This is a genomic window from Conyzicola nivalis (assembly GCF_014639655.1).
Lineage (GTDB): Bacteria > Actinomycetota > Actinomycetes > Actinomycetales > Microbacteriaceae > Conyzicola > Conyzicola nivalis.
On record NZ_BMGB01000001.1, the window covers coordinates 2,334,681 to 2,360,577 of the forward strand.

Here is a 25,897-nt window from a genome sequence, read left to right on the forward strand (position 1 = left end):
GCGGAACAGGGGCAACGGTGGCAGTTTCTCAGTTTCGACGCGCCGTGCCTCTATACAGTCACAAGCATGGACTTCGCTCTCGAACTGACGCCCGACCTCCTCGTAGCTTTTCTCACACTCTTCGTTCTCGAGATCGTTCTCGGCATCGACAACGTGATCTTCATCTCGATCCTCGCGAGCAAGCTGCCCGTCGAGCAGCAGGCGAAGGCCCGGAACCTCGGGTTGTCGCTGGCCATGCTCATCCGCATCGGACTGCTGTTCTTCGCGTCGTGGATCATCTCGCTCACCAACGACCTGTTCGAACTGTTCGGCATGGGGTTCTCGGGCCGCGACCTCATCCTCATCGCCGGCGGACTCTTCCTCGTCTACAAGGCGGTTCACGAGATCCACGAGAAGCTCGAGGGCGGCGAATCCCACGGCAAGGAGAGCGGCAAGGCCGTCACCTTCGGCGCGATCATCGCCCAGATTCTGCTGCTCGACATCGTCTTCTCGTTCGACTCCGTGATCACGGCGGTCGGCATGGTCGACAACCTGCTCGTGATCATCGTCGCGGTCGTGCTCTCGTTCGGTGTCATGCTCTTCTCCTCCAAGTTCCTCTTCGCGTTCGTCAACAAGCACCCCACGGTGAAGATGCTCGCCCTCGCCTTCCTGGTGCTCATCGGGTTCACCCTCATCGCGGACGGCTTCGAGGTACACATCGACAAAGCACTCATCTACGTTCCGATCGGTTTCGCGATCATCGTCGAGGCGCTCAACCTCACCTACAAGGCCCGCCAGGAGAAGCGCTCCGGCACCCACACCGATCCGGTCAAGCTGCGCCACGCGTACACGAAGGCCGACGACCACGACGCCGTCGCCGCTGCCACGTCGAACAGCGCCGACTCCGGATCGGTCGGACTCTCGCGCAAGCCGGTCTCGGGTAAGAACACCGGCGGCGAAGAGCCCTTCGGTCTCGGTTAGCCGAGCTGGCGTCGAGCCGGGGGGCCGACGCAGGGGCCGCGCGGGGCCCGAGGCGGGAGCCGCGGGGGCCCACGCGGGGCCCGACGCTGGAGCCTTCGCTCGAGCGTCGCGCCCCAAAACGGAGTCGGCCCGATCGCGACGTCGGTCTCGGGCCAATCGCCGGGCGGCGGCGCACCGGCTCGGGTGGAGCCATCCGGCAGTTCAGAGGGCCGCGTTAGTTCAGAGGCCCGCGCCGTACCCGGCGGCGCACCGGACCGTGCGGCACCTTGCGTCGGCGCACCGACCGTGTTCGCCGGGTAGGTGACGTAGGTGCGGCCCGCCCGTGTGGTCCACTCGATGCGGCCGTCACCGGCATTGCGCAGCCGAACCCGCGTGTGATGCTTCCGGTTGTGGTGCGCCCGGCAGAGATGACTGAGGTCGCCCGCGCAGGTCGTTCCACCGCGGGCGAAGTCGACGGTGTGGTCGACGTCGCAGGTGACGGCGGGGCTGTTGCATCCCGGCGCTCGACAGACCTCGTCACGCACCCGCAGAACCAGTCGCAGGTCGGCCGGCACGGCGTACTTCGTCCGGTCGAAGTCGAGGATCGCGCTCGTCACCGGGTCGGTGAGCACGCGGGTGAAGCTCGGGGCATCCGCCGCGAGTTGGCGCGCCACCTCTGGATCGATCGGCCCGTATCCCTCGAGGTTGGCCGGCTGTTGCGACTTGCCGAGGAGCGTGAGCATCGGCACAGTCACGAGAACCTTGGGCCGGATGCCGTGCCCGGTGCCGGTGCCGGTAGCCGAGCCAGAGCCAGAGCCCGCGCTAGAGCCAGAGCCCGAGCCCGAGCCCGAGCCGGAGCCGGAACCACCCTCGGCAGCACAGGTATCGCCGTCGAGCAGCAGGTCTCCGAGTGCGTCGGCCCGCTTCTGGGCAAGCGTGCGGTCGTCGCCGGGAGCGTCTTGGGAGCGCCCGATCTCGGTCAGGCGCCCGTACGCGGCAACGCCGACCTCGGCACTGAGGTGCACCCCAAGGAACGCCATTCCGTCGGGCAGCGGGTCGAGCCACACCCGGCGCTCTTCGAGGCCTTTCTGCCTGCGGTCGGTGATCGACTCGGGATGCAGCACCTCGCGCTTCTTGCGGGCGACCCGCACGAATTTGGCGACGGTGAGCGTCTTGGCGAACGGCAGCAGCTCGCGCTCGTAGTCGGCGGCCGCCTCGTCGGGCAGCGTCGCCGTCTGTTCGACGATCACCTGGGCGTGACGGTAGCTGATCTCGCCCTCACGAAGCGCTGCGTGCGTCTCGGTGAGCACGTTGACCAGCTGTTTGGACTCGTCGAACAGCCTGTCGGCCGTCGACTCGGGAATGCGCAGCGCGCAGGCCAGCTCGAAGAGCAGTTCGCGCCGGCCGCGCACCGCGGGAGTCCAACCGTGCGGCTCACCGCCCGCGGCCACCGGACCCTCCGCCGCGACCATCGACTCGCTCCACACCCGCAACTGGTCGATCTGGGAGGCACGCAGCGCCATCGAGGCGCCGACGATGCGTTCGGCCGACTGGGCCGAAGACACCAGCCCGTCGAACGTCGCGAGCATGGTGCGGGCGAGCGCGTCGCCCTCCACAAGCTCGTGTTCAGCGGCGTCAGCGCCGCCCGGCGGACTCTCGTTCGCTCCCGTTGGTTCGTTCATGCCGACAGTGCAATTGTTACCACCGACATTCCCGTGCACCCCGCCGAAACCTGTGGAAAGTCGCGCGGTTGTGCATAACTGCCGGCCTACGACACCGACTTCACCGCCGCACCCGAGACAGCCGCACCCGAAACCGCCGCCTCCGAGTCGGCCGCACCCGAATCATCCGCCCCACGTCCCTTCAGCAGCTTCAGCCCCACGACGCTCCCGACGATCCCGACCAGGAACAGCACCCGCAGCACCGTCACCACCTCTGAACCGGTGGCCATTCCGTACGCGACGGTGAGGGCGGCCCCCGTGCCCGCCCAGACCGCGTACGCGGTGCTGATCGGGATGTGCTTCGCGACGTACGCCAGCGTCCCCATGCTCGCCACGAGCGCGACGGCGAACACGACGCTCGGCACGACCTCGGTAAAACCCTCGCTGGCACCGAGCGCGGTCGCCCAGACCGCCTCGAGGCCCGCGCTGACGAACAGGATGATCCACGGCATTAGCTCACTACTTTCAGTCCGATGACGCACCCGATGAGCACGACCAGCAGGGCCGCACGCCCCAGTGACAGAACTTCCTTCTTGCGCACGACCGCGACGATCACGGTCAGCACGGCGCCGATCCCGACCCAGACGGCGTAGGCGGTACCCACGAAGATATCGGTCATCGCGTAGGCCAGCCCCGCCATGCTGAGCACGAGCGAGACCGCGAAGAGCGCCGTCGGTTTCGGGCGTTTGAGATTGTCGGATGCACCGAGCGCGGTAGCCCAAACGGATTCGAGCACCCCCGATGCGATCAGTACGACCCACGTCATTTCGAACTCCTTAAACCTTCTCGCGTATTCGCACACCTGTGCCATAACCGAATCTAGCACATTCCGTACGACTGTGCGAATATGGGGTATGCCGAAGATCGTGGACACCGCCGAACGCAACCGGATCGTCTCCGAGGCGGCCTGGCGGGTGATGGTGCGCGACGGGCTCACCGCGCTGTCCGTGCGCAACGTCGCCGCCGAGGCCAACCTGCCCCCGTCGTCGCTGCGGTACACGTTCCCCACCCAGGCGAGCGTGCGCGACAGCGCCGTCGCGCTGCTCGTGGAGCGCATGGCCGAGCGGGTGGCGCGGCACGGCGAGAGCGGCGCAGACGACACGGCCGAAGCAGACGCCAGCACCGCCCGAGCCATCCTGCTCGAGCTCCTCCCCCTCGACGACGAGCGCCGCGTCGAGATGGAGGTCTCGCTCGCCCTCGGCGCGATGGCGGCCACCGACCGCGCCCTCTGGCAGGCGCACCAGAGAACGCACCTCGCCGTGCGCGAGGCGTGCGTGCGTGCGCTCGCACTGCTCGGCGCCGATCCGCGCGACGTCGACGGCACCCACGCCCTCATCGACGGCCTCGCGCTGCACCTCGTGCGGCAGGCACCGACGACGGGCGACGCCTGGGCACTGCGCGCGCTCGACGCCCACCTGCACCGGCTGCGCACCCCGGCCGGCTAGCGGAACACCCGCCGGCCAAGGCGACGGCGGCGGCGACGAGCGGCATTGGCGCTACACGGCACTTTTTGGCCTATCGGATAATGGCTCTTCCCGATTACCCGCAAAGGCCGATATGGGCGAGATCTCGCGCGACCCCACCCGTCCAGCGTTTTACTTGCTGGACACATTGCGATGGGCGTGTCTATTTGCTTAGTACATGCTCACGCGCACAAGCTGGACATGCAAAAACCCCCGCACTTCAGGGCGGGGGCCGTGCATTCAACTAAAGAGAGGAGAAACAAATGGCGAAGCGTGTTAAACGCAAACCGTTTGAGACTGCTATCAGTCTCGTTACCAAGATGCTTGCAACATCTGGTTTCGGTGGATTGATGGTTGTTCTTGGTATCTACTTTTCCCGGTAGCTATGCCAACTAGGTTGACACATCTCAATAGTGACACATTTGTACCACAGCTAGTGACGAACTATTGGTGTGTCACTAGCGGTGAATACGGAGTTAGTTCCAGTGATACTGGAACTAACTCCGTATTACATTTCGTGAAAATGAACTTATTCGCACGGTGCCTGCATACCCTCCGGAGGCTGTCACCTAATCGCGCTCCAACATCAAAATCGGGGGTGCTTCCGAGACAGCCCGAAAGGCAGTTGCGGACCTCGAAGACGGGTCGCCGATAGAGTCCGACCTCAGCGCCCGCCGGGCTACCGCACCCCGCGCATCATCCGCAATACCGGTCGCGCGAAGGCGACGAGCACCGCCCCGATCACCACCGCGATCGTGCCGATCACGCCGAAGTAGGGCACCTCGTTCTGCGGGTCGTATAGGCCCGCGAGCTGCCCCGACGCCGCGGAGCCCAGGGCCACCGACAGGAAGAACAGCGCCACCATCTGGGTGCGGAACCGCGCGGGCGCCAGCTTGGTCGACACCGACAGCCCGATCGGCGAGAGCAGCAGCTCGGCGACCGTGAACACCAACAGGATCAGCACCAGCGCGAGCAGCGGCGTCCCGTTCGCGCCGGTCGCCACGAACGGCAGGAAGAGCAGGAAGCCGAGGCCGACACCGATCGTGCCGAGTCCGAACTTCACCGGCGTGGTGGGCTGGCGCGTGCCGAGCCGGGTCCACAGTGCCGCGAACACGCCCGACAGCACGATGATGAAGATCGGGTTGATCGACTGCACCCACGACACCGGGAACTCCCAGCCGAACAGACTGCGGTCGAGCCGTTCGTCGGAGTAGATCGTGATCACCGTGAACTGCTGCTGGTAGATCGACCAGAAGGCCGCGCTCGTGAGGAAGAGCGGGATGAACGCGAACACCCGGCTGCGTTCGTCCGAGGTGAGCCCGGCCGACGACAGGATCACCACGAAATACGCGACCGCGGCGAGCGCCGTCACCACGATCACGATGATCGCGAGGTTCTCCGCGGTGATGAGTCCGGCCAGCACGAGCACCACGACCGCCACCACGACGACGACGGTCGCGACGATCACCAGCGGGTAGCGTTGCCGCGGCAGCGGGTTGGGGATCTCCCGCGCGACATCCGGCAGCCTCTTGCGGCCGAACGCATACTGCACGAGCCCGGCCGCCATGCCGACCGCCGCGAGGCCGAACCCGAAATGGAACCCGGCGGTGGTCTGCAGCAGGCCCGTGAGCAGCGGCCCGAAGAACGCGCCGAGGTTGATGCCGAGGTAGTAGAGCGAGAATCCGGCGTCGCGGCGCGTGTCGTCGGCCGAGTAGAGCGTTCCGACGATCGAGGTCGCCGTCGCCTTGAGCCCGCCGCTGCCGAGCGCGATGCAGATGAGGCCGACCCCCACGCCCGCGAATCCGGGCAGCACGGCGAGCGCGATGTGCCCGACCATGACCACCGTGGCGCTGATGAACAGCACCCGCTCGCTGCTCAGCAGGCGGTCGGCGACCCAGGCGCCGAGCACCGTCGCGAGGTAGACCCCGCCGCCGTACGCGCCCACGATGCCCGCCGCCACGGTCTGGTCGACGCCGAGGCCGCCGTCGGCCACCGAGTAGTACAGGTAGATGAGCAGGATGCCCTGCATGCCGTAGAACGAGAACCGCTCCCACGTCTCGACTCCGAAGAGGGTGGCGAGGGCCCGCGGTTGCCCGAAGAAGCCGGTGTCGCGCGCGACGCCGCTGTCAGTGTGGCTCATGCCCCCAGAGCTACACCCTCGGTGGCGCCTGCGCAAACGCACGCGCCCGGTCGAGCGCGCGGGCCAGCCTCTCGACACCCTCCGGAATAAGATCCGCGGATGTCTCGCCGAACGTCAGCCGCAGGTGCGGTCCGTCCGGCTCGGCCGGGAACCACGCGCGCCCCGCGGTCACGGCCACGCCATCGGCGAGCGCGAGCCCAGCCAGCGCGACATCGTCGACCTGGTCGGGCAATCGCGCCCACAGGTGCATGCCCCCGCGCGGGCGCACGGCGACGGCGAGCTCAGGTAGCTTCGCGGCGAGACTCGAGACCAGCGCGTCGCGCCGCACGCCGAGCTCGGCCGAGACCTTGCGTTTGTGGGTGGCCCAGGCCGGCGAGTTCACGAAGTCGGACGCCGCATCCTGCAGCGGCCCGGCGACGTAGAAGTCTTCCAGCGCCTTGGCCGAACGCAGCCGCGAATAGGCCGCGCCCTTCGCGACGAGGGCGGCGACGCGCAGCCCCGCCGCTGCCGACTTGGTGAGCGACCGGATGTGCACGACGTGCCCGTTCGGGTCGGCGCTCGCCAGCGACGCCGGGGCGGGACGTTCGATCGCCAGGTCGTGCGCGTAGTCGTCTTCGATCACGAACACCGAGTAGTGCTCGGCGATACGCATGAGTTCGGCGCGACGCTCGGCGGCCATCGTGACGCCCGTCGGGTTCGCGAACAGCGGCTGGGTGAGGATGACCCGGGCGTTGCTGCGCTCGAGAATCGCGGGCAACAGGTCGGTGCGCATACCGCGGTCGTCCATGGGTACCGGCGCGACATCCAGACCATAACTGCGGGCGATCGAGATCGCGCCCGTGTAGGTGGGGCTCTCGAGCACTATCGACTCCCCCGGCCTGGTGAGCGACCGGATGGCGATCGACAGCGCGGCCTGGCCGCCCGAGGTGATCATGACGTTGGACGCGTCGACCCCGCCGATCTCGCGTGCGAACCACTGGCGCAGGCTCTCGCGCCCCTCGGCGGGGACCCGCCCCCAGCTGCCCGGGCGGCGCACCGCCCGCGTCATCGACGCCGACAGTGCGGCGGACGGCACCAACGCGTCGTCGAGGTAGCCGCCGGCGAGACGGATGACGCCCGCCGCCGGTTTCGCGAACAGCGACAGCGTGCTCGAGACGTCGAGCGGACTGTGCCCGCCGAGGGCCGCCTGCTGCCACGACGTGTCGGCCAGTTCGGCCGGTTGGGCGGCCCGCGCGACGAACGTGCCCGACCCCGGCCGGGCGGTCACGAGGCCCTCCGCGCTCAACTCGCGCACGACCGCCTGCACGGTGAGCGGCGAGACGCCGTGCTGCTGTTGCAGCGACCGCACGCTCGGCAGACGGTCGCCGGGGGTCGCGGATGCGACGAGTCCACGAAGCGCTCGCGATAGTGCTCGGGTGCTGTTATCGTCATCCATGAAAGCTCACGATAACGTTATTGCCCCTCCGGCGGTAACGCCGCCGGCCGTTTCGCGCATCTGGATACCGGGCGCCGGACTCGGATTTCTCGGCGTGCTGGACTTCAGCTTCTCGCTGCCGGCCAACAAGCTCGCGGTCGACGGGATCGACCCCTTCTCGATCACGATACTGCGCGCGGCCGCGGCCGGGCTGCTGGCCGTCGGCTATCTCCTCGCCGTGCGCGCCCGCGTGCCCCGCCGGGCCGACCTGCGCGACCTCGCGCTGTCGTCGCTCGGCGTCGTCATCGGCTTTCCGCTGTTCTCGTCGCTGGCGCTCGTCACGAGCGGATCGGGTCACAGCGCCGTGACCCTCGGTCTGCTGCCCGCACTCACCGCGGTGTTCGCCGCGCTCGTCGGCGGCGAGCGCCTGCCGCGCGGGTTCTGGCTCGCGAGCGGCGCGGGCGTGGTGGTGCTCGTCGGCTACCTGCTCGTGCACCAGTGGGCGGAGACCGGTGCTGTCGCCGTGAGCGTCGGCGACTTCTGGATGCTCGCGGCGGCCGTCAGCGCCGGTTTCGGCTACGCGATGGGCGGGCGGCAGGCGAAGGTGATGGGCGGCGCTCGCACCGTGTCGTGGTCGATCGTGCTGGTGCTGCCCGTTTCGGCGCCCCTCGCGATCGTGGTGCTCGCGACGCAGCAGTTCGACTGGACGCCCGGCGTCATCGCCGGCATGGTCTACGTCACGCTGATCTCGCAGTTCCTGGGCTTCTTCGCCTGGTACGGCGGACTGGCAAGGGGCGGCATCGCCCGCGTCGGCCAGCTGCAGCAGATCCAGCCGTTGCTCACGCTCGTCTGGGCTTCGCTACTGCTGGGCGAGGCCTTCGACCCGTGGACGATCGTCGTCGGCATCGCGATCGCGGTGTTCGTCTGGCTCGCCCAGCGGGCGCGGTTCACGGCGCCGACCCCCGCGCCCGACGCCCCACCGAAAGAGCCGGTTCCGGCGCCGTGAGCCCACCGCGGCGGGGTCATTGCGCCGGAACCGGCTCATCTGGCTGAAGTCAGGCGCCGAGTTCCACCAGCACCGCGTCGAGCTGCGCGACAGCAAAGTCGAGGTCGGCTTCGGATGCCACGATCGGAGGCGCGAAGCGGATCGTCGAGCCGTGCGTGTCTTTCACGAGCACGCCCCGCTGCATCAACGCCTCGCAGACCTCCCGGCCGGTGGCCAGTGCCGGATCGATGTCGACTCCGGCCCAGAGTCCGGCGCCGCGCACCTCGACGACTCCCCGGCCGATGAGCGACCGCAGGCCGGCCTGCAGGCGCTCCCCGAGCATCCGGGCACGCTCCTGCATCTCTCCCGTCGCGAGCAGCTCGACGACCGCGAGGCCGACGGCCGCGGCGAGCGGGTTTCCGCCGAAGGTGGAGCCGTGTTCGCCCGGGCGCAGCACGCCGAGGACGTCCTTGTCGCCGACGACCGCCGACACCGGCAGGATCCCGCCGCCGAGCGCCTTGCCGAGCAGGTAGAGGTCGGGCACGACACCCACGTTGTCGCACTGGAACGTGGCACCGGTGCGGCCGAGGCCCGACTGGATCTCGTCGGCGATGAACAGCACGTTGCGTCGGGTCGTTATCTCGCGCACGGCGGGCAGGTATGACTCCGGCGGCACGACGATGCCGGCCTCGCCCTGGATCGGCTCGATCAGCACGGCGACGGTGTTCTCGTCGATCGCGGCTTCAAGTGCCGCGGCGTCGCCGTAGGGCACGCTCACGAAACCGGGCGTGAACGGACCGAAGTCAGCTCGCGCCTGCTCGTCATTGCTGAAGCTGATGATCGTGGTGGTGCGCCCGTGGAAGTTACCGTCGGCGACGATGATCTTCGCCTCGTTCGGCTTGACGCCCTTCACCCGGTAGCCCCAGGCGCGGGCGATCTTGATGCCCGACTCCACGGCCTCGGCGCCCGTGTTCATCGGAAGCACCATGTCCTTGCCCGCGAGGTCCGCGAGCGCCGCCACGAACGGGCCGAGCTGGTCGTTGTGGAACGCGCGACTGGTGAGCGTGATGCGGTCGAGCTGGTCTTTGGCCGCCTTGACGAGGGCCGGATGCCCGTGGCCGAAGTTCACCGCCGAGTACGCCGCCAGGCAGTCGAGGTAGCGGCGGCCGGTCACGTCGGTGACCCACGCGCCGTCGCCGCGCGTGACGACGACCTCGAGCGGGTGGTAGTTGTGCGCGGCGTGCTGGTCTTCCTGGGTCAGAAACCCACTGCTCACGTTAGTAACCTCCTTCGCAGGCTCAGTCGGCGCTGGGGTCGCGAAATCGCTGGCGCGACTTCTCATAGCTCCACCGCTCACGACCGAAGCTCCAGCGTGCAGCACTTCACTCCGCCGCCGCCGAGCAGCAGCTCGGAGAGGTCGACGCCGATCGGGTTGTAGCCACGCTCCTTGAGCTGGCGCTCGAAGTCTTTCGCGCGCTTCGCGATGACGACGTTCAGCCCGTCGCTGAAACTGTTGAGGCCAAGAACCGCGGCATCCTCTTCGTTCACGATGATGGCGTCGGGGTAGCGCTCGCGCAGAATCGCGAGGCTAGCCTCGTCGAACGCGCTCGGCAGGTAGGCGATGTTGGGGGCTTGCACTGAGCCTGTCGAAGTGTCGACCACAGGCTGGGGATCGAGCACGGCGATGGCCGTGTCCAGGTGGTAGAAACTCGGGTTGATCAGCTTCAGCGTGATCACCGGACGCCCGAAGATCTCGGCCATCTCTTCGTGGCTGTTCGAGGCGCTGCGGAAGCCGGTGCCGGCGAGGATGACGTCGCCGACGAGCAGGAAGTCGCCCTCGCCCTCGTTGATGTTCTTGGGCTCGCGCACCTCGAAGCCGTTGTCGCCGAACCACTTCATGTAGGCGGGGCCCTCGGGCTGGCGCTCGGGGTGGGTGAAGCTCGCGCCATAGGCGATGCCGTCGAGCACGAAGCCGCCGTTGGCCGCGTAGACCATGTCGGGCAGGCCGTCGATCGGGTCGACGAGCTTCACATCGAAGCCGAGGTCGACATAGGTCTGATAGAGCGTCTCCCACTGCCGCACGGCGAGGCTCGTGTCGGTGGGGACGGCGGGGTCCATCCACGGGTTGATCCGGTAGACGACGGTGAAAAAATCGGGGCGGCACATGAGGATCGTGCGCTTGCTGGCGACGCGCGTCGGGGCGCTCAGGGATGGCTCGATGAGGGTCATGGCTCCAGTCTCACACGCACCATATGACACGTTTTCGCTATCTTGCGCACGTTTTCGCCGCGTATGCGCCGGGTGACACATTTTTTCGCCATAGGCTGGGCGGATGGACAGCCTCGACTACGGCATCATCGACCACCTGCGGCTCAACGCCCGCGCCGGCTACGGCGACATCGGCGACATCATCGGCCTGTCGGCGTCGGCCGTGAAACGCCGCGTCGACCGGCTGGTTTCCGACGGGGTCATCCGCGGCTTCACGATCCAGGTCGACCCCGCTGTAGAGGGACTGAGCACCGAGGCCTACGTCGAGCTCTTCTGCCGCGGCACCGTGGCGCCGGACGAGTTGCGGCGCATCCTGTCGGGCATCCCCGACGTGGTCGACGCCGGCACGGTCACCGGATCCGCGGACGCGATCGTGCACATGCGCTCCAGGGACATCGCGTCGCTCGAGCTCGCACTCGAGAAGGTGCGCGTCGCACCCAACGTCGACCACACGCGCAGCGCGATCGTGCTATCCCGCCTGATCAGCCGCTCGCACGACTGAGCCGGCCGCCGCTCTGGCGGGTTTCCGCGCAGTCCTGGGACGACCGCGCACGGGCGCCGCACCGCGGTCGTCCCGAGAGTGCGCGGTAACGCGGCACGCTGTCGGTCAGGCGGACTCGACGAGCAGCCCCACCCGGTCGTCGAGGTACGGGCCGAGGGCGCGCGACTGCGCGAGGTTCGTGGGGTTCCAGCGCACCCGCGCCTCACCGCCCTCGACGAACAGCGGCGTCGTGTTCGCGTCGAGTCGCGCCAGCACGATCTCGGCCGTGTCGAAGTTGACGGTGTCGCCCTCGACGAATTTGCCCGCGTGGGCGGCCGCGCGATATCCCCGCCGCACCTCGATGCCCGGCGACTGGTAGCCCGGATACCCGGCCGGCACGGCACGCGTGATCTTGCCGGTGGCGTGCAGGCGTCCGTCCCGCCCGAGCAGCAGTACACCGAGCGGCCAGACCCGACCGGTCGGCACCATCACCGGCGCGCGCTCCATGCCGAGGATGCGCTTTCGGTGCACGAACTCGGCGAGCGCCTCGTCCGCGACCCCCGCCTGTTCGAGCCGTCGAACCGCCCGCTCGAGCGACTCGAGCACGTGGTCGGACCCGGCCACCTCGGTCAGTGACCGGTCGTATCGGAATCGACCCCGGCATCCGGGCCCTGCGCCAGCTGCGCGATCAGCGCGAGATCCGCGGAGCTGAGCTCGAAATCGAAGACCTCGAGGTTCTCGGCGAGGCGCTCCGGGGTCTTGCTCTTCGGGATGGCGACCAGTCCCTGCTGCACGTGCCAGCGCAGGATCACCTGGGCCGGGGTGCGACCGTGCGCGCCGGCGACCTCGAGGATGCGGGCGTCGGTGAGCAGGCCGGTGCCGGGGCCGAGCGGGCTCCACGACTCGGTGACGATGCCGAAGTGCTCGTCGGCGGCCCGCTGTTCGGCACGCACGACGAGCGGGTTGAGCTCGATCTGGTTCACGGCCGGGGTGATACCCGTCTGCTCGATGAGCCGCTCGAGGTGCGCGGGCTTGAAGTTGGAGACACCGATCGACCGCGTCTTGCCCTCGTTCAGCAGCTTCTCGAAGGTGCGGAACGTCGACACGTACTCGTTGCGCGCGGGCAGCGGCCAGTGGATGAGCAGCAGGTCGACGTAGTCGAGGCCCAGGCGGTCGAGTGATGCGTCGAGGCCGGCGATGGCTCGGTCCTCGCCCTGGAACTGGCCGTCGAGCTTGGTGGTGACGAAGATCTCGTCGCGGGCGACACCGCTCGACGCGACCCCGACCCCGACGCCCCGCTCGTTGCCGTACTTCGCGGCCGTGTCGACGTGCCGGTACCCGAGATGCACCGCCTCGACGATCACCTCGGCGACGGCGTCGTCGTCGAGGGGCCAGGTTCCGAGCCCGATCTGGGGAATGGAGTGGCCGTCGTTCAATTGGATGCGCGGGGCGAGAGAAGCCATGCGTCCAGCCTCGCAGATGGCCGGTCGCACGCACCACCCTTGACAGGTCACTTTGTATTGCTACGATGGTACAAAACGACGCACAATCGAGTCGAGGAGGACCCCGTGGACAATGCGACCCTGGTCGTCAGTGCTTGTGTCGGCATCATCGCCGTCGTCGGCCTGGCGGCGACCTTTGTTCCTTGGTATGGGCGCTGGCGCGCGTACCAGCAGTCGGCCTATCTCCGCGTCGATCTGCCGACCCGGTTGGAGCGCGCGGTGAGTTCGCGGCTCATCTCGCGTGAACGGGGCGGGATCATCGGGGCCGCGGCCCTGGGCGGATTGGCGGTTCTCGGGTTCGCCACCGGCATCGTCGACGGGCTCGAGCCGAGCCTCACCATATTTTTCATCGTCGGGGCCGTCTTCGTCGGCGTCGGCGTGGGCACGGCGATAGCCGCGCTGACCGGAAAAAAGGAGGTCCCCTCCGACGTACCGCGCGTCGCGAGGTCGGAAGCCGCGTCCGTCGCCGACTACATAGCTCCGATCGAGCGCATCGGAGCGCGGGTGTGTGTGGCGATCGTCGTCGCACTTGCCATTGCGGTTGGCCTCGCTGGGCCTTCGGCTGATGACCTCCTGCTGCCCGTCACGCTTTTCGCGGCGGCCGCGATCCTCACGCTCGCGCTGTTCGAGATGGCGAGCCGGCGAATCGTGGAAGCGTCGCAACCTGCCGGATCGACGGCCGAGCTGGTCTGGGATGACGCGATACGCGCTTCCGTGATCCGTGACCTCGTGACGGCTCCCCTCGCCCTGTCGGTCTACGGAACGGTATTCGGGGTGTTTGCGCTGGCGGACAGAAGCATCGGGGCTGCCGCCGCCACCGCGTACCTCGGCTCCGCCCTCGTGATCGCCGGTTTCATCATCACCGTTGTGGTGTCGGCGGTCACTCGCCCGCGCCGCTACTTCCTCGACCGGCTGTGGCCGAATCTGCGCTGGAGCGACACCGCCGACGTCGCGACGGATGCCGCCTGATGCTCACGATCGACCCGAAGTCGGCGACACCGCCGTTCGAGCAGCTGCGTCTGCAGTTCATGGATCAGGTGCGCAGCGGCGAGCTCGCCGCCGGCGCGAAGCTGCCCACCGTGCGCCGTCTGGCCGACGACCTGGGTCTGGCGCCGAACACCGTGGCGCGCTGTTACCGCGAGCTCGAACGCGACGGCTTCATCGAGACCCGGGGCCGCAACGGCTCGTTCGTGAGCGCACAGGGCGACGCGGCCGAGCAGCAGGCGCAGGTCGCAGCCCGCGCGTACGCCGACCGGGTCGCGCAGCTCGGGGTGTCGCATGACGACGCGCTCGCCTGGGTCACCGCGGCGCTGAAGGCGTAGCGCCTAGACGCGCAGCCCGATCATGCCGGCGTCGGGGTTGCCGAAGCGGTGTGCGGTGATGCTCACGGCCTGCTCGCGCAGGAAGGGCAGCAGTTCGACGCGTCCGGCGGCCGTGACCTCGCCCGCGTAGATCGCGAGGTCGGGCGTGCCGCCCACCGCAGCGGCGAGAGCCGATGCGTCCCCACCGACGAGACGTACGCGGGCCGTCGTGACGGCACCCGCCGCCGCGCGGGCCAGCCACGCCGCATCCGATTCGATCTTCACGTCGCGCAGGGCCAGCGGCGAGGTTCCACGCGCGACCCCCTCGATGAGTGTCGCCGGCAGCGGGACGGCCGAGCTCACGAACACCGGAGCCTTGGCACGCGTCGCGGCGGCGAGCAGGCGCACGAGCTTGCCGAGCGGCTCGCCCTCCGCGAGGCGAAGCGTGACCGGCACCGGCAGGTAGCGGAAGACGTTGCGTTCGACCCCGAGACCCGAGGCGTCGCGGCTGACGCCGAACTCCTGCTGCCAGGCCTGCTCGTCGCTGAACGCGCTGCGGCGCACGCCATCGAACTCGAGGAACTCCAGTCCGGTCTGCGCCAGCTTGATGAAGCTCGCCACGCCGGTGCTGAGACCGTCGAGACGCAGGTCCTCGTCGGGCTCGGCGGTGACCGCCGACCAGCTGCCGAGCGTCATGAGGTAGTTCGGGCCGCCCGCCTTGGTTCCGGCGCCGACCGACGAGCGCTTCCAGCCGCCGAAGGGCTGGCGCTGCACGACCGCGCCGGTGATGCCGCGGTTGACGTAGACGTTGCCGGCCTCGACGTAGGCGAGCCACTTGGCGACCTCGTTCGGGTCGAGCGAGTGGATGCCGGCGGTGAGGCCGTAGGCGCTGGCGTTCTGCATCTCGATGGCGTCTTCGAGCGTGTCGGCGGTCATGATGCCGAGCACCGGGCCGAAGTACTCGGTGAGGTGGAACTCGCTGCCCGCGGCCACACCCTCGCGCACACCGGGCGACCAGAGGCGGCCGTCGGCGACCGAGGGGTCCGACAGTTCGACCGGCTTCACGAGCCACGACTGTCCGGGCTCGAGGGTCGTGAGCGCGCGCAGCAGCTTGCCCTGCGCCGGTTCGATGATCGGGCCCATCTGGCTGAGCGGGTTCTGCGGGACGCCGACGCGCAGCGTGCGCACCGAGTCGACCAGCTGGCGGCGGAACCGCTCGGACTTCGCGACCGAACCGACCAGGATCACGAGCGAGGCGGCCGAGCACTTCTGTCCGGCGTGCCCGAAGGCGCTGCGCACGATGTCGGCCGCGGCGAGGTCGAGGTCGCCGCTCGGTGTCACGATGATGGCGTTCTTGCCGCTCGTCTCGGCCAGCAGGGGCAGGTCGGGTCGCCACGATCGGAACAGCTGCGCGGTCTCGTAGCCGCCGGTGAGGATGACGCGGTCGACGGCGGGGTGTGCCACGAGCTCCCGCCCGAGGTCGCCCTCTTCGATGTCGACCAGCACGAGCACGTTTCGCGGCACGCCGGCCTCCCACAGCGCTTCGACCATGACGGCGGCCGCGCGCTTGGCCTGCGGTGCCGGCTTGATGATGACGGCGCTGCCCGAGGCGAGCGCGGCGAGCACGGAGCCCGCGGGGATCGCGACGGGGAAGTTCCAGGGCGGGGTGACCACGATCAGCCGTGACGGCGTGAACGTGGCATCCGCGACCTCGTGAAGTTCGAGCGAGCGCGCCGCGTAGTAGTGGGCGAAGTCGATCGCCTCGCTCACCTCGACGTCTGCCTCGGCGATGGTCTTGCCGGTCTCGCTGGCCATGACCTCGATGAGTCGGCCGCGGAAGGCGCCGAGCACGTCGCCGGCGTCGTGCAGGATGCGGGCCCGGGTCTCGACGGGGAGCGTCTGCCACCCGTCGGCGGCGTGCACGGTCGCGCCCACCGTGGTGAGCAGCGTGTCGAGGTCGTCGATGCGCGCGGCCTCGATCGTGTCGATGCCGAGTCGCGAGTACGCGCTGCGTTCGAGGATGCGCCGTCCCCACGCGCGGTTGGCCGCGATGGAGTTGTCGGTGTCTGCCTCGTTGTGGAACTCGTCGACCGCGACGGTCGGCGGGGCCTCGGGGGCCGTGCGGTCCTGCACGCGGTGCGAGCCCGGGATCTCGCGGTCGAAGGCCTCCATCGACGCGACGAACCGGCCCTCCTCGCGGGCGAACACCTGCTCGTTGCCCGCGAGCTCGAACAGCCCGCTCATGAAGTTCTCGGTGCTCGCGTTCTCTTCGAGCCGGCGGATCAGGTAGCTGATCGCGGAGTCGAACTCGCTCGGCCGCACGACGGGCGTGTAGAGCAGGAGGCCGCCGACGTCCTTCTTCACGGCCTCCGCCTGCCCGGTGGCCATGCCGAGGAGCATCTCGAACTCGATGCGGTTCTCGACCCCGCGCTGTTTCGCGAGCAGCCAGGCGAAGGCGACGTCGAACAGGTTGTGGCCGGCGACGCCGATGCGCACGGCGTCGGTGCGCTCGGGGGTGAACGCCCAGTCGAGCACGCGCTTGTAGTTGGTGTCGGTCTCGACCTTGCTCGACCAGGTGGCGAGCGGCCAGCCGTGCATCGTGGCGTCGACGTACTCCATGGCGAGATTCGCGCCCTTCACGACGCGCACCTTGATGCCCGCACCGCCCGCGGCGCGGCGTTCGGTGGCCCACGCGGTGAGCCCCTGCAGCGCGGACAGCGCGTCGGGAAGGTAGGCCTGCAACACGATGCCGGCCTCGAGTTCGTGCAGCTGCGGCTGCGAGAGCAGCGCCTCGAACACGGCGACCGTGAGGTCGAGGTCGTGGAACTCCTCCATGTCGAGGTTGATGAACTTGGGGGTGGGCGACCCGGCGGCGAGCTCGTAGAGCGGCGTGAGCCGCTCGACGACGCGCGCGACGGTCTCGTCGAACGCCCACATCGACAGCTGGGCCGACACCGACGACACCTTGATCGAGACGTAGTCGACGTCGTCGCGGCGCAGCAGCTCGAGCGTGCCCGCGAGGCGGCGGTCGGCCTCGTCGTCGCCCAGCACGGCCTCGCCGAGCAGGTTGATGTTGAGGCGCACGCCGTTCTCGCGCAGGTGCGAGAGCGTCTTGTCGAGGCTCGTCGGCGTCGCGTCGATCACCAGGTGGCCGACCATGTTGCGCAGCACGCGGCGGGCGATCGGCACAACGACCCAGGGCAGCGCCGGGGCGACCGCCCCGCCGACGCCGATCGCGGCCCTCAGGTACCAGGGCAGGAACTTCGGGACGCGGTGGCTCAGCTGCTCGAGGCTGCGCGCCGCGACGTGCAGGTCTTCGGGCCGCACGACCTTGTCGACGAACCCGATCGTGAACTCCAGGCCCAGCGGGTCTTTGAGTACACCGGCGAGACGGGCGGCACTCGCGTCGGTCGCGACGTCGGCGCTCTCGGTGAGCCACCGGCGCACCGTGGCGACCGTCTCCGTGACGAGCCCGTCGATCGGGGCGTCTGGCGCGGTGTCTTCGGGTTCTGTGCGCTGGGTCGACATGCTCACGAGAATAGGCCTCCATCTGGGGCGGTTGCTGGATTAGGTCAGTGTCCCTCGCGATTCAATAAAGCAAAAGCGATGGTTTATGCACGATATTGTTTAGCTCCACCGAAAGAACGGATGCCCGTGCTCGATCTGAAGAGGCTGCGCCTGTTGCGAGAACTCAAGATCCGCGGAACCATCACGGCCGTCGCCGAAACCTTCTCCTACAGTCCCTCGTCGGTGTCGCAACAGCTCGCCCTGCTCGAGGTGGAGGCGGGCGTGCCGCTGCTCACCAAGTCGGGGCGACGCGTGCAGCTCACGCCGCAGGCCGAAGTGCTCGTCGCACACACGACACAGCTGCTCGAGCGGGTCGAGCTGATGGAGAGCGAACTCGTCTCGAGCCTCACCGAGGTGCGCGGCACGGTGCGGCTCGCCGTGTTCCAGTCGGCCGCGCTCGGCATCATCCCGCAGGCGCTCACGCTGCTCGCCGACGAGTACCCCGAGCTGCGCGTCGAGGTGACCCAGCGCGAACCCGAGAACGCGCTGTTCGAGGTGTGGGCGCGCGAGTTCGACCTCGTGATCGCCGAGCAGTACCCCGGTCACGCCGCGCCGCACCAACCCGACCTCGACCGCGTCGAACTGTGCGTCGACGAACTGCGACTCGGGGTGCCGTCGGCACGTGGCATCCGGTCTCTCGAAGACGCAGCCCACCTGCCCTGGGTGATGGAACCGCGCGGGACCGCCAGTCGCCACTGGGCGGAGCAGGCCTGTCGCCGCGCCGGCTTCGAGCCCGACGTGCGGTTCGAGACGGCCGACCTGCAGGCGCACATCCGGTTCGTCGAGTCGGGAAACGCCGTGGCGATCCTCCCCGACCTGGTCTGGTCGGGCCGCACCCCCAGCGTGCACCTGGTCCGGCTCGACGGGCATCCGACGCGTACGGTGTTCACGTCGGCGCGCGATGCGAGCAAGGATCGTCCCACTATCCTCGCCTGCCGAGCCATTCTCAATCAGTCGGTCGCTTTCCTCTAGCACCGGCCCGGCTGGCCTCCGTATCCCAGCGAAACGGTAGGCTGACCGCGAAAGAAACACACAGGGAGAATCAAATGAGCACCGAAATCGCGGGTGCGAGTGTGCGCCGGATTCCACGTCAGGACCGTAGCGAACAACGCTTCGAACTGATCCTTGACACCACGGCCGCACTGATCGACGAGGTGGGCTACGGCAACCTCACGACCTCGCTCATCGCCAAGCGGGTCGGCATGTCCGGCCCCGGCATCTACCGCTATTTCGACGGCCTCCAGGCCATCGCCACCGCCCTCGCGACCCGCAACCTGCGTCGCCTGCTCGAGCGCGCGACCGAACTCACCTCCGACACCAGCCTCGAGTGGGAGGCCGCCATGCACGGCCTCGTCGGCGTGTACTGCGACATGTTCCGCACCGAGCCGGGTTTCCGCTGGCTGCGGCTGGGAGACGCCATCGACCGCCACCTCATCGACGAGACAGAGACCAACCGCACGGTCGTGGCGCGCCACATGGCGAACCACTTCGTCGAGCGCTACGACGTCTTCCCCCGGGTCGACCTGCTCGAGCACGTCGAGGTCATGGTCGAGATCGCCGACAGCCTCGTCGCCCGCGCCTTCGTGTCCAACAGCCAGGGCGACGAATTCTTCATCGACGAGACCTCGCGCCTACTCACCCGCTACCTCGGCGAATACCTCGCGAGCACGCTCGACGAGGCAGAGCGGCTGCAGGCCCTGAAGGCCTGAGCCCTTTCTCGAGCGGCCCCCTTTTCGGTATGGTCGGCAAATGATCGACACGGCCGAGCTTCGTTCACGCATCGCCGGCGTTGTGCTCAGCGCCACCGACGAGGGCTTCGCCGCCGAAGTCGCCGGATTCAACCTGGCGATCGAACAGACCCCGGATGTCGCGGTGGGCGCCGCCTCCACGAGCGACGTCGTCGACGCGGTGCGTTTCGCGCGCGAGCTCGCGTTGCCCGTGCGTGTGCAGTCGACCGGCCACGGTGCCCACGAACGGATCACCGACGGTGTGCTCATCACCACCAGGCGCCTGAACTCGGTGAAGGTCGACCCGGCCACCCGCATCGCCACGATCGGCGGGGGCGCCCGTTGGAGCCGAGTGATCGCGGCCGGCGCACCGCTCGGGCTCGCCCCGGTCGGGGGTGCCTCGCCGGCGGTCGGCGTCGTCGGCTACCTCACCGGAGGCGGGTTTGGGCCACTCGCGCGCAGCCACGGCGTCTCGTCCGACCTGGTGCGGGGCTTCACCGTCGTCACCGGTACGGGCGACGTCGTCGAGGCGAGCGCCACGAGCAATCCCGACCTGTTCTGGGCCCTGCGCGGCGGCAAGACGGGGTTCGGCATCGTGACCGAGGTGCGCCTCGAGCTCGTCGAACTGCCGTCGCTCTACGCCGGCTCGCTGCTGTTCGAGAACCAGCACATCGAGAAGGTGCTGCGCGGCTGGCTCGACTACACCCACACCGCCGACGACGCCGTGACGACGAGCGTCGTTATGCTGCGCTTCCCGCCCATCGACGCCGTTCCCGAGCCGATGCGCGGCAAGAACTTCGCCAGCGTGCGCTTCGCGTTCCCCGGCGAGATCGGCCAGGGCAAGCGCCTCGCCGCTCCCCTGCGCGCCCTCGCCCCCGTGTTCATCGACTCGCTCGGGGAGCTGCCGATCGACGAGATCGGGCTCGTGCACAACGACCCGGAGGGGCCCTCGCCGTCGTGGAGCAACGGCACGCTGCTCTCGCACGACGACCCCGGCCTCGCGGACGCCGTCTTAGCCGCCGCGGGCCCGGCCGCGCGCATCCCGTTCGTCGCCGCCGAGTTGCGCCACCTGGGTGCAGCGACCGCCGTCGACGTGCCGGAGGGTTCCGCCGTCGGAGGCCGTTCCGGCCGGTACACGTTCACGCTCATCGCGGCGCCCGAGCCCAGCCTGTTCCAGAACATCGTGCCCGAGGCGGCGAACCGGATCTTCGAGGCGCTGCGCCCGTGGATCAACGCCGAATCCAACGTCAACTTCTCGGGCCACGGCGGCGCGGGCACCCCGAACTGGTCGCCCGCCGCCACAGAGCGCCTCGCTGCGGTGCGCGCCGCGTACGACCCCGACCGCGTGTTCGCGCGCCCGTAGCGGTGTACCGGCGGCTAGTGCCTGCGGTGGTCCTGGATCGTCATGCGCGGGCCGAACGTCGGCTTGCGGAACCCGCTCGCCTCGATCAGCCGCATCACCCGCTGCCGGTGTCCGGCGAACGGCTCAAGCAGTTCGAGCATGCCGTCGTCGTCGACCGGCTTTCCGATCAGCGCCCAGCCGACGACGGCCGGCAGGTGGTAGTCGCCGACGCTCGGTGAGTCGGGGTCGCCGTGGGCGCGCTGGGTGGTCTCGGCCGCCGTCCACACTCCGATGCCGGGAATCGAACGCAGCTTCGTCGAGACGGTCGGACCGCCGCGCCCGTCGGCGAGGGTGCGCTCCAAAGACGCGGCGACGGATGCTGCGCGCATCACGGTCGCGGACCGCTGGGGCCCCACTCCAGCCGTGTGCCACTCCCACGAGGGCACGCGGCGCCAGCGCTCGGCGCTCGGGAACACGCGCATACCCTCGGGCGCCGGCCCCGGCGGCACGTCGCCGAACTTCCAGAGCAGCGTGCGCCAGGCACGCCGGGCCTCGATGCCCGTCACCTTCTGCTCGAGGATCGCGACGAGCAGCATCTCGAACACCTGACGCGTGCGCAGCAGCCGCAGGCCCGGGTTGCGGCGCAGCGAATCGGCGAGGAACGCATTGCCCGAGACGTCGAGCCCTGCCCAGTCGTCGCCCGCGCCGAGCAGCTCGGGAACGCCCGCGATCGCCCACTCCGCGCCGTCTCCCCACGCCCGGGCCTCCACCGAGCCCTGCCGCTCGGCGAGGTGCAGCGTGGCGGCGCCGTGGGGCGTCAGCATCGTTCTCCAGACCCCCGTGACATCCACCCGCATGGTCGGATCGGCGTGCCCGCGACGCAGCGGACGAAGGGTTGCCTGCACTGCCACTCGGATACGCGGCGTGTAGGTCGTGGAGAAGAAGGGTACAGCGTCCATCAGATCGAGCCTACGTCGATCGGGGCCGCTCATCGTCGCGATCGTAGCACCCCCCGAACTGGGAGGGGGGAACGTTCGGTCTATTTACGAAATGTCACGTTATCGGGTTTAGGATCGCTGTCGAGACCTCCCGAAGCGCGAACCCGAAACGTGCTGGTCTCACCGAGGAATCCCCCTATGTCTGCAAACCCTACAACCGCGCCCGCTCGCAAGAGACAGTGGGGCGCCGAACGCAGTACCGAACCGCTGCCCACTATCCACGTTCGCCCTAGCGACCGTCAGATCGCGATGAGCCGACTCGCCATTGTGGCGACCGTCGTGTTCTGGGCGATCTACGTCGTCTATACGATCCTGCGCCAGTTCATCGACAACGGAACGCAGAACTTCCGCTTCACGACCGAGGCGGTGTCGTACGTCATCGTGGTGACATTCCTCACGTTCTCGGCGCTGATGTATCTCGTCGCGCGCCAGGGAGCGCTCATCCGGTTCCGCGACCACGTGCGCGTTCCCCGCGCCGAACTCGACCGGCACTTCGCGCAGAACCACTCGTCGATCACGGTTCTCGTGCCGTCGTACAGCGAAGAGCTCGTCGTCATCCGCTCGACCCTGTGGTCTGCCGCGCTGCAGGAGTACCCCGAGATGCGCGTCGTGCTGCTGATCGACGACCCGCCCTTCCCCACCGACAAGACCGTCGCGGCCAAGCTCGACCAGGCGCGCGGCATCGCGACCGACATCATGGACGCCCTCTCGGAGCCGCGTCAGCGCTTCGCCGACGCGCGCATGCAGTTCGAGCTCGAGACGATGGACAACGCCGAGCCTACGATCGAGGCCGTGCGCCAGCTGGCCTACCAGTATTTCTGGGCGGCCGACTGGCTCGAGACGATGGCCGAGGGCGAGCGTATCGAAGACCACGTCGACGAGTTCTTCGCCGACCAGGTGCTGCGCGGACTGAGTGAGGAGCTGGCGCTCGTCGGAACCGCGCTCACCGCCGCGGCCGACCAGGGCGAAACGCCCGCCATCGAGCGGATGGCCGAGCTGTACCGCCGCCTCGACTGGACCTTCAACGCCGAGATCACCACGTTCGAGCGCAAGAAGTACGCCTCGCTCTCGCACGAGGCGAACAAGGCCATGAACCTCAACTCGTACATCGGCCTCATGGGCGACAGCTACGAGGAGGAGCTGACCCCCAACGGCCTCGTGCTGCGTCCGTCGGTCACGGGCGATTTCATCGTGCCCGACTCCGACTACCTGCTCACGCTCGACGCCGACTCCGTACTGCTGCGCGACTACTGCCTGCGCCTCGTCTACTTCCTCGAGCAGCCCGAGAACGCCCGCGTCGCGGTGACGCAGACGCCGTACTCCTCGTTCCGCGGTGCGGGCACCCGCATCGAGCGTCTCGCCGGGGCGACCACCGACATCCAGCACCTCCTGCACCAGGGCATGTCGTACTACAACGCCGCCTTCTGGGTGGGCGCCAACGCGGTCATCCGTCGCGAGTCGCTCGTCGACATCGTCGAGATCGAGAACATCGGCGGCTTCGACATCAAGCGCTACGTGCAGGACCGCACGGTCATCGAGGACACCGAGTCGAGCGTCGACCTCGGCACCCACGGTTGGACGATCGTGAACTACCCCGAGCGCCTGAGCTACTCGGCCACACCGCCCGACTTCGGCTCGCTCGTCGTGCAGCGTCGGCGCTGGGCCAACGGCGGACTGCTGATCATGCCCAAGTTCGTGCGCCAGGTGCGCGAGCGCCGGGCGCGCGGCGAGCGCGTGACCTTCACCGAGATCGCCCTGCGCACCAACTACATGACGTCGATCGCCTGGGCGAGCTTCGGCCTGATCTTCCTCCTCGCGTACCCGTACGACAGCCGGCTGCTCAGCCCCGTCGTGGTGCTCGCGGCGGTGCCGTACTTCCTCTGCATGGGCTTCGACCTTCGCCGATTCGGCTACCGGTTCACCGACATCGCGCGCATCTACGGCTTCAACCTGATCCTGCTGCCCGTCAACCTGGCCGGCGTCTTCAAGTCGATCGAGCAGGCCATCACTGTCAAGAAGATCCCGTTCTCCCGCACGCCGAAGGTCAAGGACCGCACCGCGGCTCCGCTGCTCTACGTCGTCGCGCCCTACGTGATCGTGGCCTTCTCGGTCATCACCCTCTGGCGTGACGTCATGGCGGGCAACTGGGGCAACGCGGCCTTCGCCGGCCTGAACGCCTTCCTCGCCCTCACCGCGATCATCGCCTACATCGGCATCTGGAACTCCATCGTCGACATCTGGATCGCCATGACCGGTTGGTTGTTCGTTCCGGTGAAGCCGAAGACCACCACGGCCGACGACGCGGCCGACGGCGACGCCCCCATCGACTGGCGCTCGGTTCTCTACCGCGGCGACACCGACGGGCTCGGCTCGACGACGATCGCCAGTGCCGAACCGCGCAACCCCGCATCGACTTCAAGAAAGGGGGCGTGACCGATGACCACCGTCGAGAATGCTTCCCAGAAGCCGCCGAAGACCCGGCGTCTCTCCATCACCCGACTGCTCATCGCCATCACCGTCACGGCGGCGCTCGTCGCCGCCGGCGTGATCGGCGCGCGCTCCTGGTATTCCTCCGCGAATACCCCTGAGATCGACCCCTGGTTCGCCGGCTACGTCGACGTGACCGCCACCCCCACCTTCGCGTTCGAGACGCCGAAGAGCGACGCCGCGAAGAACGTGGTGCTCTCGTTCATCGTCGCGAAGTCGGGCGAGGACTGCACCCCGTCGTGGGGCAACGCCTACACGATGGACGAGGCCGCGAACTCGCTCGACCTCGACCGGCGCATCGCCCGCCTGCAGCAGCAGGGCGGCGAGCCGATCGTGTCCTTCGGCGGCTTGCTCAACGACGAACTCGCCACGGCGTGCAGCGATGAGAACAAGCTCGTCGACGCCTACCAGAGCGTGATCGACCGCTACTCGCTCACGACGATCGACCTCGACATCGAGGCCGGCAACCTCGCCGACACCGATTCGAGCGCCCGTCGCGCCGAGGCCATCGCGAGCCTGCAGAAGTCGCAGAAGGCCGACGGCAAGAACCTGGCCGTCTGGCTCACCCTTCCCGTGGCTCCCACCGGCCTCACCGAGGCAGGCACCGATGCCGTGTCGGCCTTCCTCGACGCCGGAGTGGACCTCGCGGGCGTCAACGTGATGACGATGGACTACGGCGACAGCCGAGTCGAGGGCCAGAGCATGCTCGACGCCTCGACCGCCGCGCTCGAGCAGACCCACCGCCAGCTCGGCATCCTCTACTCGCGCGCCGAGATCGACCTCACCAGCGACACGCTCTGGAGCAAGATCGGCGCGACGCCGATGATCGGCCAGAACGACGTCGAAGAGGAGATCTTCTCCCTCGCAGACGCGAAGGCATTCAACAAGTTCGTGGTCGGCCACAACCTCGGCCGCATGTCGATGTGGTCCCTCAACCGCGACGTGACCTGCAGCCCGAACTACGGCGACACCCGTCGCGTCTCCGACTCGTGCAGCGGCGTGCCGCAGGGCGACGCGTCCTTCGCCGACCTGCTCGGCAAGGGCATCGACGGCGACCCCGTGGTCTCCGCCGCGGTCGTCACCACCAACGAGCCCCTCGCCCCGGTCGTGGAAGACGACCCGGCCACCAGCCCGTACCAGATCTGGTCGCCCGACTCGACCTACCTGCTCGGCACGAAGGTCGTCTGGCACCAGAACGTCTACTCGGCCAAGTGGTGGACGCGTGGCGACCTGCCCGACAACCCCGTGCTCGAGACCTTCGAGACCCCGTGGGAGCTGGTCGGTCCCGTGCTGCCCGGCGAGACGCCCGTCCCGATCCCGACGGTCCCCGCCGACGCGTATCCCGCGTGGGACGGAGCGACCACCTACCGGGAGGGCGACCGCGTGATCGTGGGACAGTACGCCTTCGAAGCGAAGTGGTTCAACGAGGGCGAGGCCCCCGCGGCAGCGTCCACCGACCCCGACAGCTCGCCGTGGGTGGTCCTTACCGACGCGCAGGTTCAGGAGCTGCTCGACGCCCAGGAGACCCCGGCCGGCTGATCCGGCGCCCTTCGTGCCGCGCG

At 68.6% G+C, this 25,897-nt stretch carries 22 protein-coding genes; 11 read left to right on the forward strand and 11 right to left on the reverse strand.

Features of this window, described 5'->3' with window-relative positions; genetic code table 11:
* Window positions 1–66 precede the first annotated feature (66 nt).
* On the forward strand, window positions 67–960 hold the full coding sequence (locus IEV96_RS11625) for a TerC family protein (protein ID WP_188510749.1): 894 nt from the start codon (window positions 67–69) through the stop codon (window positions 958–960).
* On the opposite strand, the gene IEV96_RS11630 is transcribed toward IEV96_RS11625, so the two are convergent.
* The 3 genes from IEV96_RS11630 to IEV96_RS11640 form a co-directional block, all read right to left on the reverse strand.
* Window positions 957–2,621 carry an HNH endonuclease signature motif containing protein gene (locus tag IEV96_RS11630; protein ID WP_188510750.1) on the reverse strand — a complete coding sequence of 555 codons (1,665 nt, stop codon included), beginning with the start codon at window positions 2,619–2,621 and terminating at the stop codon, window positions 957–959. The two genes, IEV96_RS11625 and IEV96_RS11630, sit on opposite strands and share 4 nt — an antisense overlap.
* A gap of 86 nt (window positions 2,622–2,707) precedes the next feature.
* On the reverse strand, window positions 2,708–3,112 hold the full coding sequence (locus IEV96_RS11635) for a DMT family transporter (protein WP_188510751.1): 405 nt from the start codon (window positions 3,110–3,112) through the stop codon (window positions 2,708–2,710).
* Entirely contained in the window at window positions 3,112–3,426 is a 315-nt protein-coding gene (locus IEV96_RS11640) for a DMT family transporter (protein WP_188510752.1), read from the reverse strand. Before IEV96_RS11640 ends, IEV96_RS11635 begins: the two co-directional genes overlap by 1 nt.
* Before the next feature lie 88 nt (window positions 3,427–3,514).
* On the opposite strand from IEV96_RS11640, the gene IEV96_RS11645 reads away from it, so the two are divergent.
* Window positions 3,515–4,105 (forward strand): TetR/AcrR family transcriptional regulator, encoded by a 591-nt coding sequence (locus tag IEV96_RS11645; RefSeq protein ID WP_188510753.1) that lies wholly within the window; start codon window positions 3,515–3,517, stop codon window positions 4,103–4,105.
* Window positions 4,106–4,802: 697 nt separating this feature from the next.
* Here the strand turns inward: IEV96_RS11645 and IEV96_RS11650 are convergent.
* Together IEV96_RS11650 and IEV96_RS11655 are read right to left on the reverse strand one after the other, a co-directional pair.
* Window positions 4,803–6,263, reverse strand: a complete 1,461-nt coding sequence (locus IEV96_RS11650) for a peptide MFS transporter (protein ID WP_188510754.1) — start codon at window positions 6,261–6,263, stop codon at window positions 4,803–4,805.
* A gap of 10 nt (window positions 6,264–6,273) precedes the next feature.
* Window positions 6,274–7,698, reverse strand: coding sequence for an aminotransferase-like domain-containing protein (locus tag IEV96_RS11655; RefSeq protein ID WP_188510755.1), 1,425 nt, complete (start codon window positions 7,696–7,698; stop codon window positions 6,274–6,276).
* Between IEV96_RS11655 and IEV96_RS11660 the strand changes: the two genes are divergently transcribed.
* A complete protein-coding gene (locus tag IEV96_RS11660; protein WP_188510756.1) occupies window positions 7,697–8,683 on the forward strand; it encodes a DMT family transporter in 987 nt (328 codons plus the stop codon). The genes IEV96_RS11655 and IEV96_RS11660 overlap by 2 nt on opposite strands.
* 49 nt (window positions 8,684–8,732) lie before the next feature.
* Here the strand turns inward: IEV96_RS11660 and rocD are convergent, their stop codons facing one another.
* Both rocD and ddaH read right to left on the reverse strand, forming a co-directional pair.
* Complete coding sequence (gene rocD / locus IEV96_RS11665) at window positions 8,733–9,938, reverse strand: ornithine--oxo-acid transaminase (protein ID WP_229733272.1); 1,206 nt, start codon at window positions 9,936–9,938, stop codon at window positions 8,733–8,735.
* Between the two features lie 77 nt (window positions 9,939–10,015).
* Complete coding sequence (gene ddaH, locus IEV96_RS11670; RefSeq protein WP_188510758.1) at window positions 10,016–10,891, reverse strand: dimethylargininase; 876 nt, start codon at window positions 10,889–10,891, stop codon at window positions 10,016–10,018.
* Between the two features lie 103 nt (window positions 10,892–10,994).
* Between ddaH and IEV96_RS11675 the strand changes: the two genes are divergently transcribed.
* On the forward strand, window positions 10,995–11,432 hold the full coding sequence (locus IEV96_RS11675; RefSeq protein ID WP_188510759.1) for an Lrp/AsnC family transcriptional regulator: 438 nt from the start codon (window positions 10,995–10,997) through the stop codon (window positions 11,430–11,432).
* Window positions 11,433–11,537: 105 nt separating this feature from the next.
* Here the strand turns inward: IEV96_RS11675 and IEV96_RS11680 are convergent, their stop codons facing one another.
* Together IEV96_RS11680 and IEV96_RS11685 are read right to left on the reverse strand one after the other, a co-directional pair.
* Window positions 11,538–12,035 carry a hypothetical protein gene (locus tag IEV96_RS11680; RefSeq protein ID WP_188510760.1) on the reverse strand — a complete coding sequence of 166 codons (498 nt, stop codon included), beginning with the start codon at window positions 12,033–12,035 and terminating at the stop codon, window positions 11,538–11,540.
* 5 nt (window positions 12,036–12,040) lie between these two features.
* A complete protein-coding gene (locus IEV96_RS11685; RefSeq protein ID WP_188510761.1) occupies window positions 12,041–12,874 on the reverse strand; it encodes an aldo/keto reductase in 834 nt (277 codons plus the stop codon).
* 105 nt (window positions 12,875–12,979) lie between these two features.
* Here IEV96_RS11685 and IEV96_RS11690 point away from each other — a divergent pair, with 105 nt between their 5' ends.
* Both IEV96_RS11690 and IEV96_RS11695 read left to right on the forward strand, forming a co-directional pair.
* Entirely contained in the window at window positions 12,980–13,882 is a 903-nt protein-coding gene (locus tag IEV96_RS11690) for a hypothetical protein (protein WP_188510762.1), read from the forward strand.
* Window positions 13,882–14,235, forward strand: coding sequence for a GntR family transcriptional regulator (locus tag IEV96_RS11695; protein ID WP_188510763.1), 354 nt, complete (start codon window positions 13,882–13,884; stop codon window positions 14,233–14,235). The genes IEV96_RS11690 and IEV96_RS11695 overlap by 1 nt, the downstream gene beginning before the upstream one ends.
* 3 nt (window positions 14,236–14,238) lie before the next feature.
* Here the strand turns inward: IEV96_RS11695 and IEV96_RS11700 are convergent, their stop codons facing one another.
* Window positions 14,239–17,742: a bifunctional proline dehydrogenase/L-glutamate gamma-semialdehyde dehydrogenase gene (locus IEV96_RS11700; RefSeq protein WP_188511240.1), complete on the reverse strand. Its 3,504-nt coding sequence runs from the start codon at window positions 17,740–17,742 to the stop codon at window positions 14,239–14,241.
* Window positions 17,743–17,868: 126 nt separating this feature from the next.
* Between IEV96_RS11700 and IEV96_RS11705 the strand changes: the two genes are divergently transcribed.
* The 3 genes from IEV96_RS11705 to IEV96_RS11715 all read left to right on the forward strand — a co-directional run bounded on the left by IEV96_RS11705 (window position 17,869) and on the right by IEV96_RS11715 (window position 20,871).
* Window positions 17,869–18,753 (forward strand): LysR substrate-binding domain-containing protein, encoded by an 885-nt coding sequence (locus IEV96_RS11705; protein ID WP_188510764.1) that lies wholly within the window; start codon window positions 17,869–17,871, stop codon window positions 18,751–18,753.
* A gap of 74 nt (window positions 18,754–18,827) precedes the next feature.
* Window positions 18,828–19,490: a TetR/AcrR family transcriptional regulator gene (locus IEV96_RS11710; protein ID WP_188510765.1), complete on the forward strand. Its 663-nt coding sequence runs from the start codon at window positions 18,828–18,830 to the stop codon at window positions 19,488–19,490.
* Window positions 19,491–19,530: 40 nt separating this feature from the next.
* Window positions 19,531–20,871, forward strand: a complete 1,341-nt coding sequence (locus IEV96_RS11715; RefSeq protein ID WP_188510766.1) for an FAD-binding oxidoreductase — start codon at window positions 19,531–19,533, stop codon at window positions 20,869–20,871.
* A gap of 14 nt (window positions 20,872–20,885) precedes the next feature.
* On the opposite strand, the gene IEV96_RS11720 is transcribed toward IEV96_RS11715, so the two are convergent.
* A complete protein-coding gene (locus IEV96_RS11720; RefSeq protein WP_188510767.1) occupies window positions 20,886–21,809 on the reverse strand; it encodes a DNA-3-methyladenine glycosylase family protein in 924 nt (307 codons plus the stop codon).
* 177 nt (window positions 21,810–21,986) lie between these two features.
* Here IEV96_RS11720 and IEV96_RS11725 point away from each other — a divergent pair, with 177 nt between their 5' ends.
* Window positions 21,987–24,281, forward strand: coding sequence for a glycosyltransferase family 2 protein (locus IEV96_RS11725; RefSeq protein WP_188510768.1), 2,295 nt, complete (start codon window positions 21,987–21,989; stop codon window positions 24,279–24,281).
* 3 nt (window positions 24,282–24,284) lie between these two features.
* Entirely contained in the window at window positions 24,285–25,874 is a 1,590-nt protein-coding gene (locus IEV96_RS11730; protein WP_188510769.1) for a chitinase, read from the forward strand.
* Window positions 25,875–25,897: the final 23 nt, after the last annotated feature.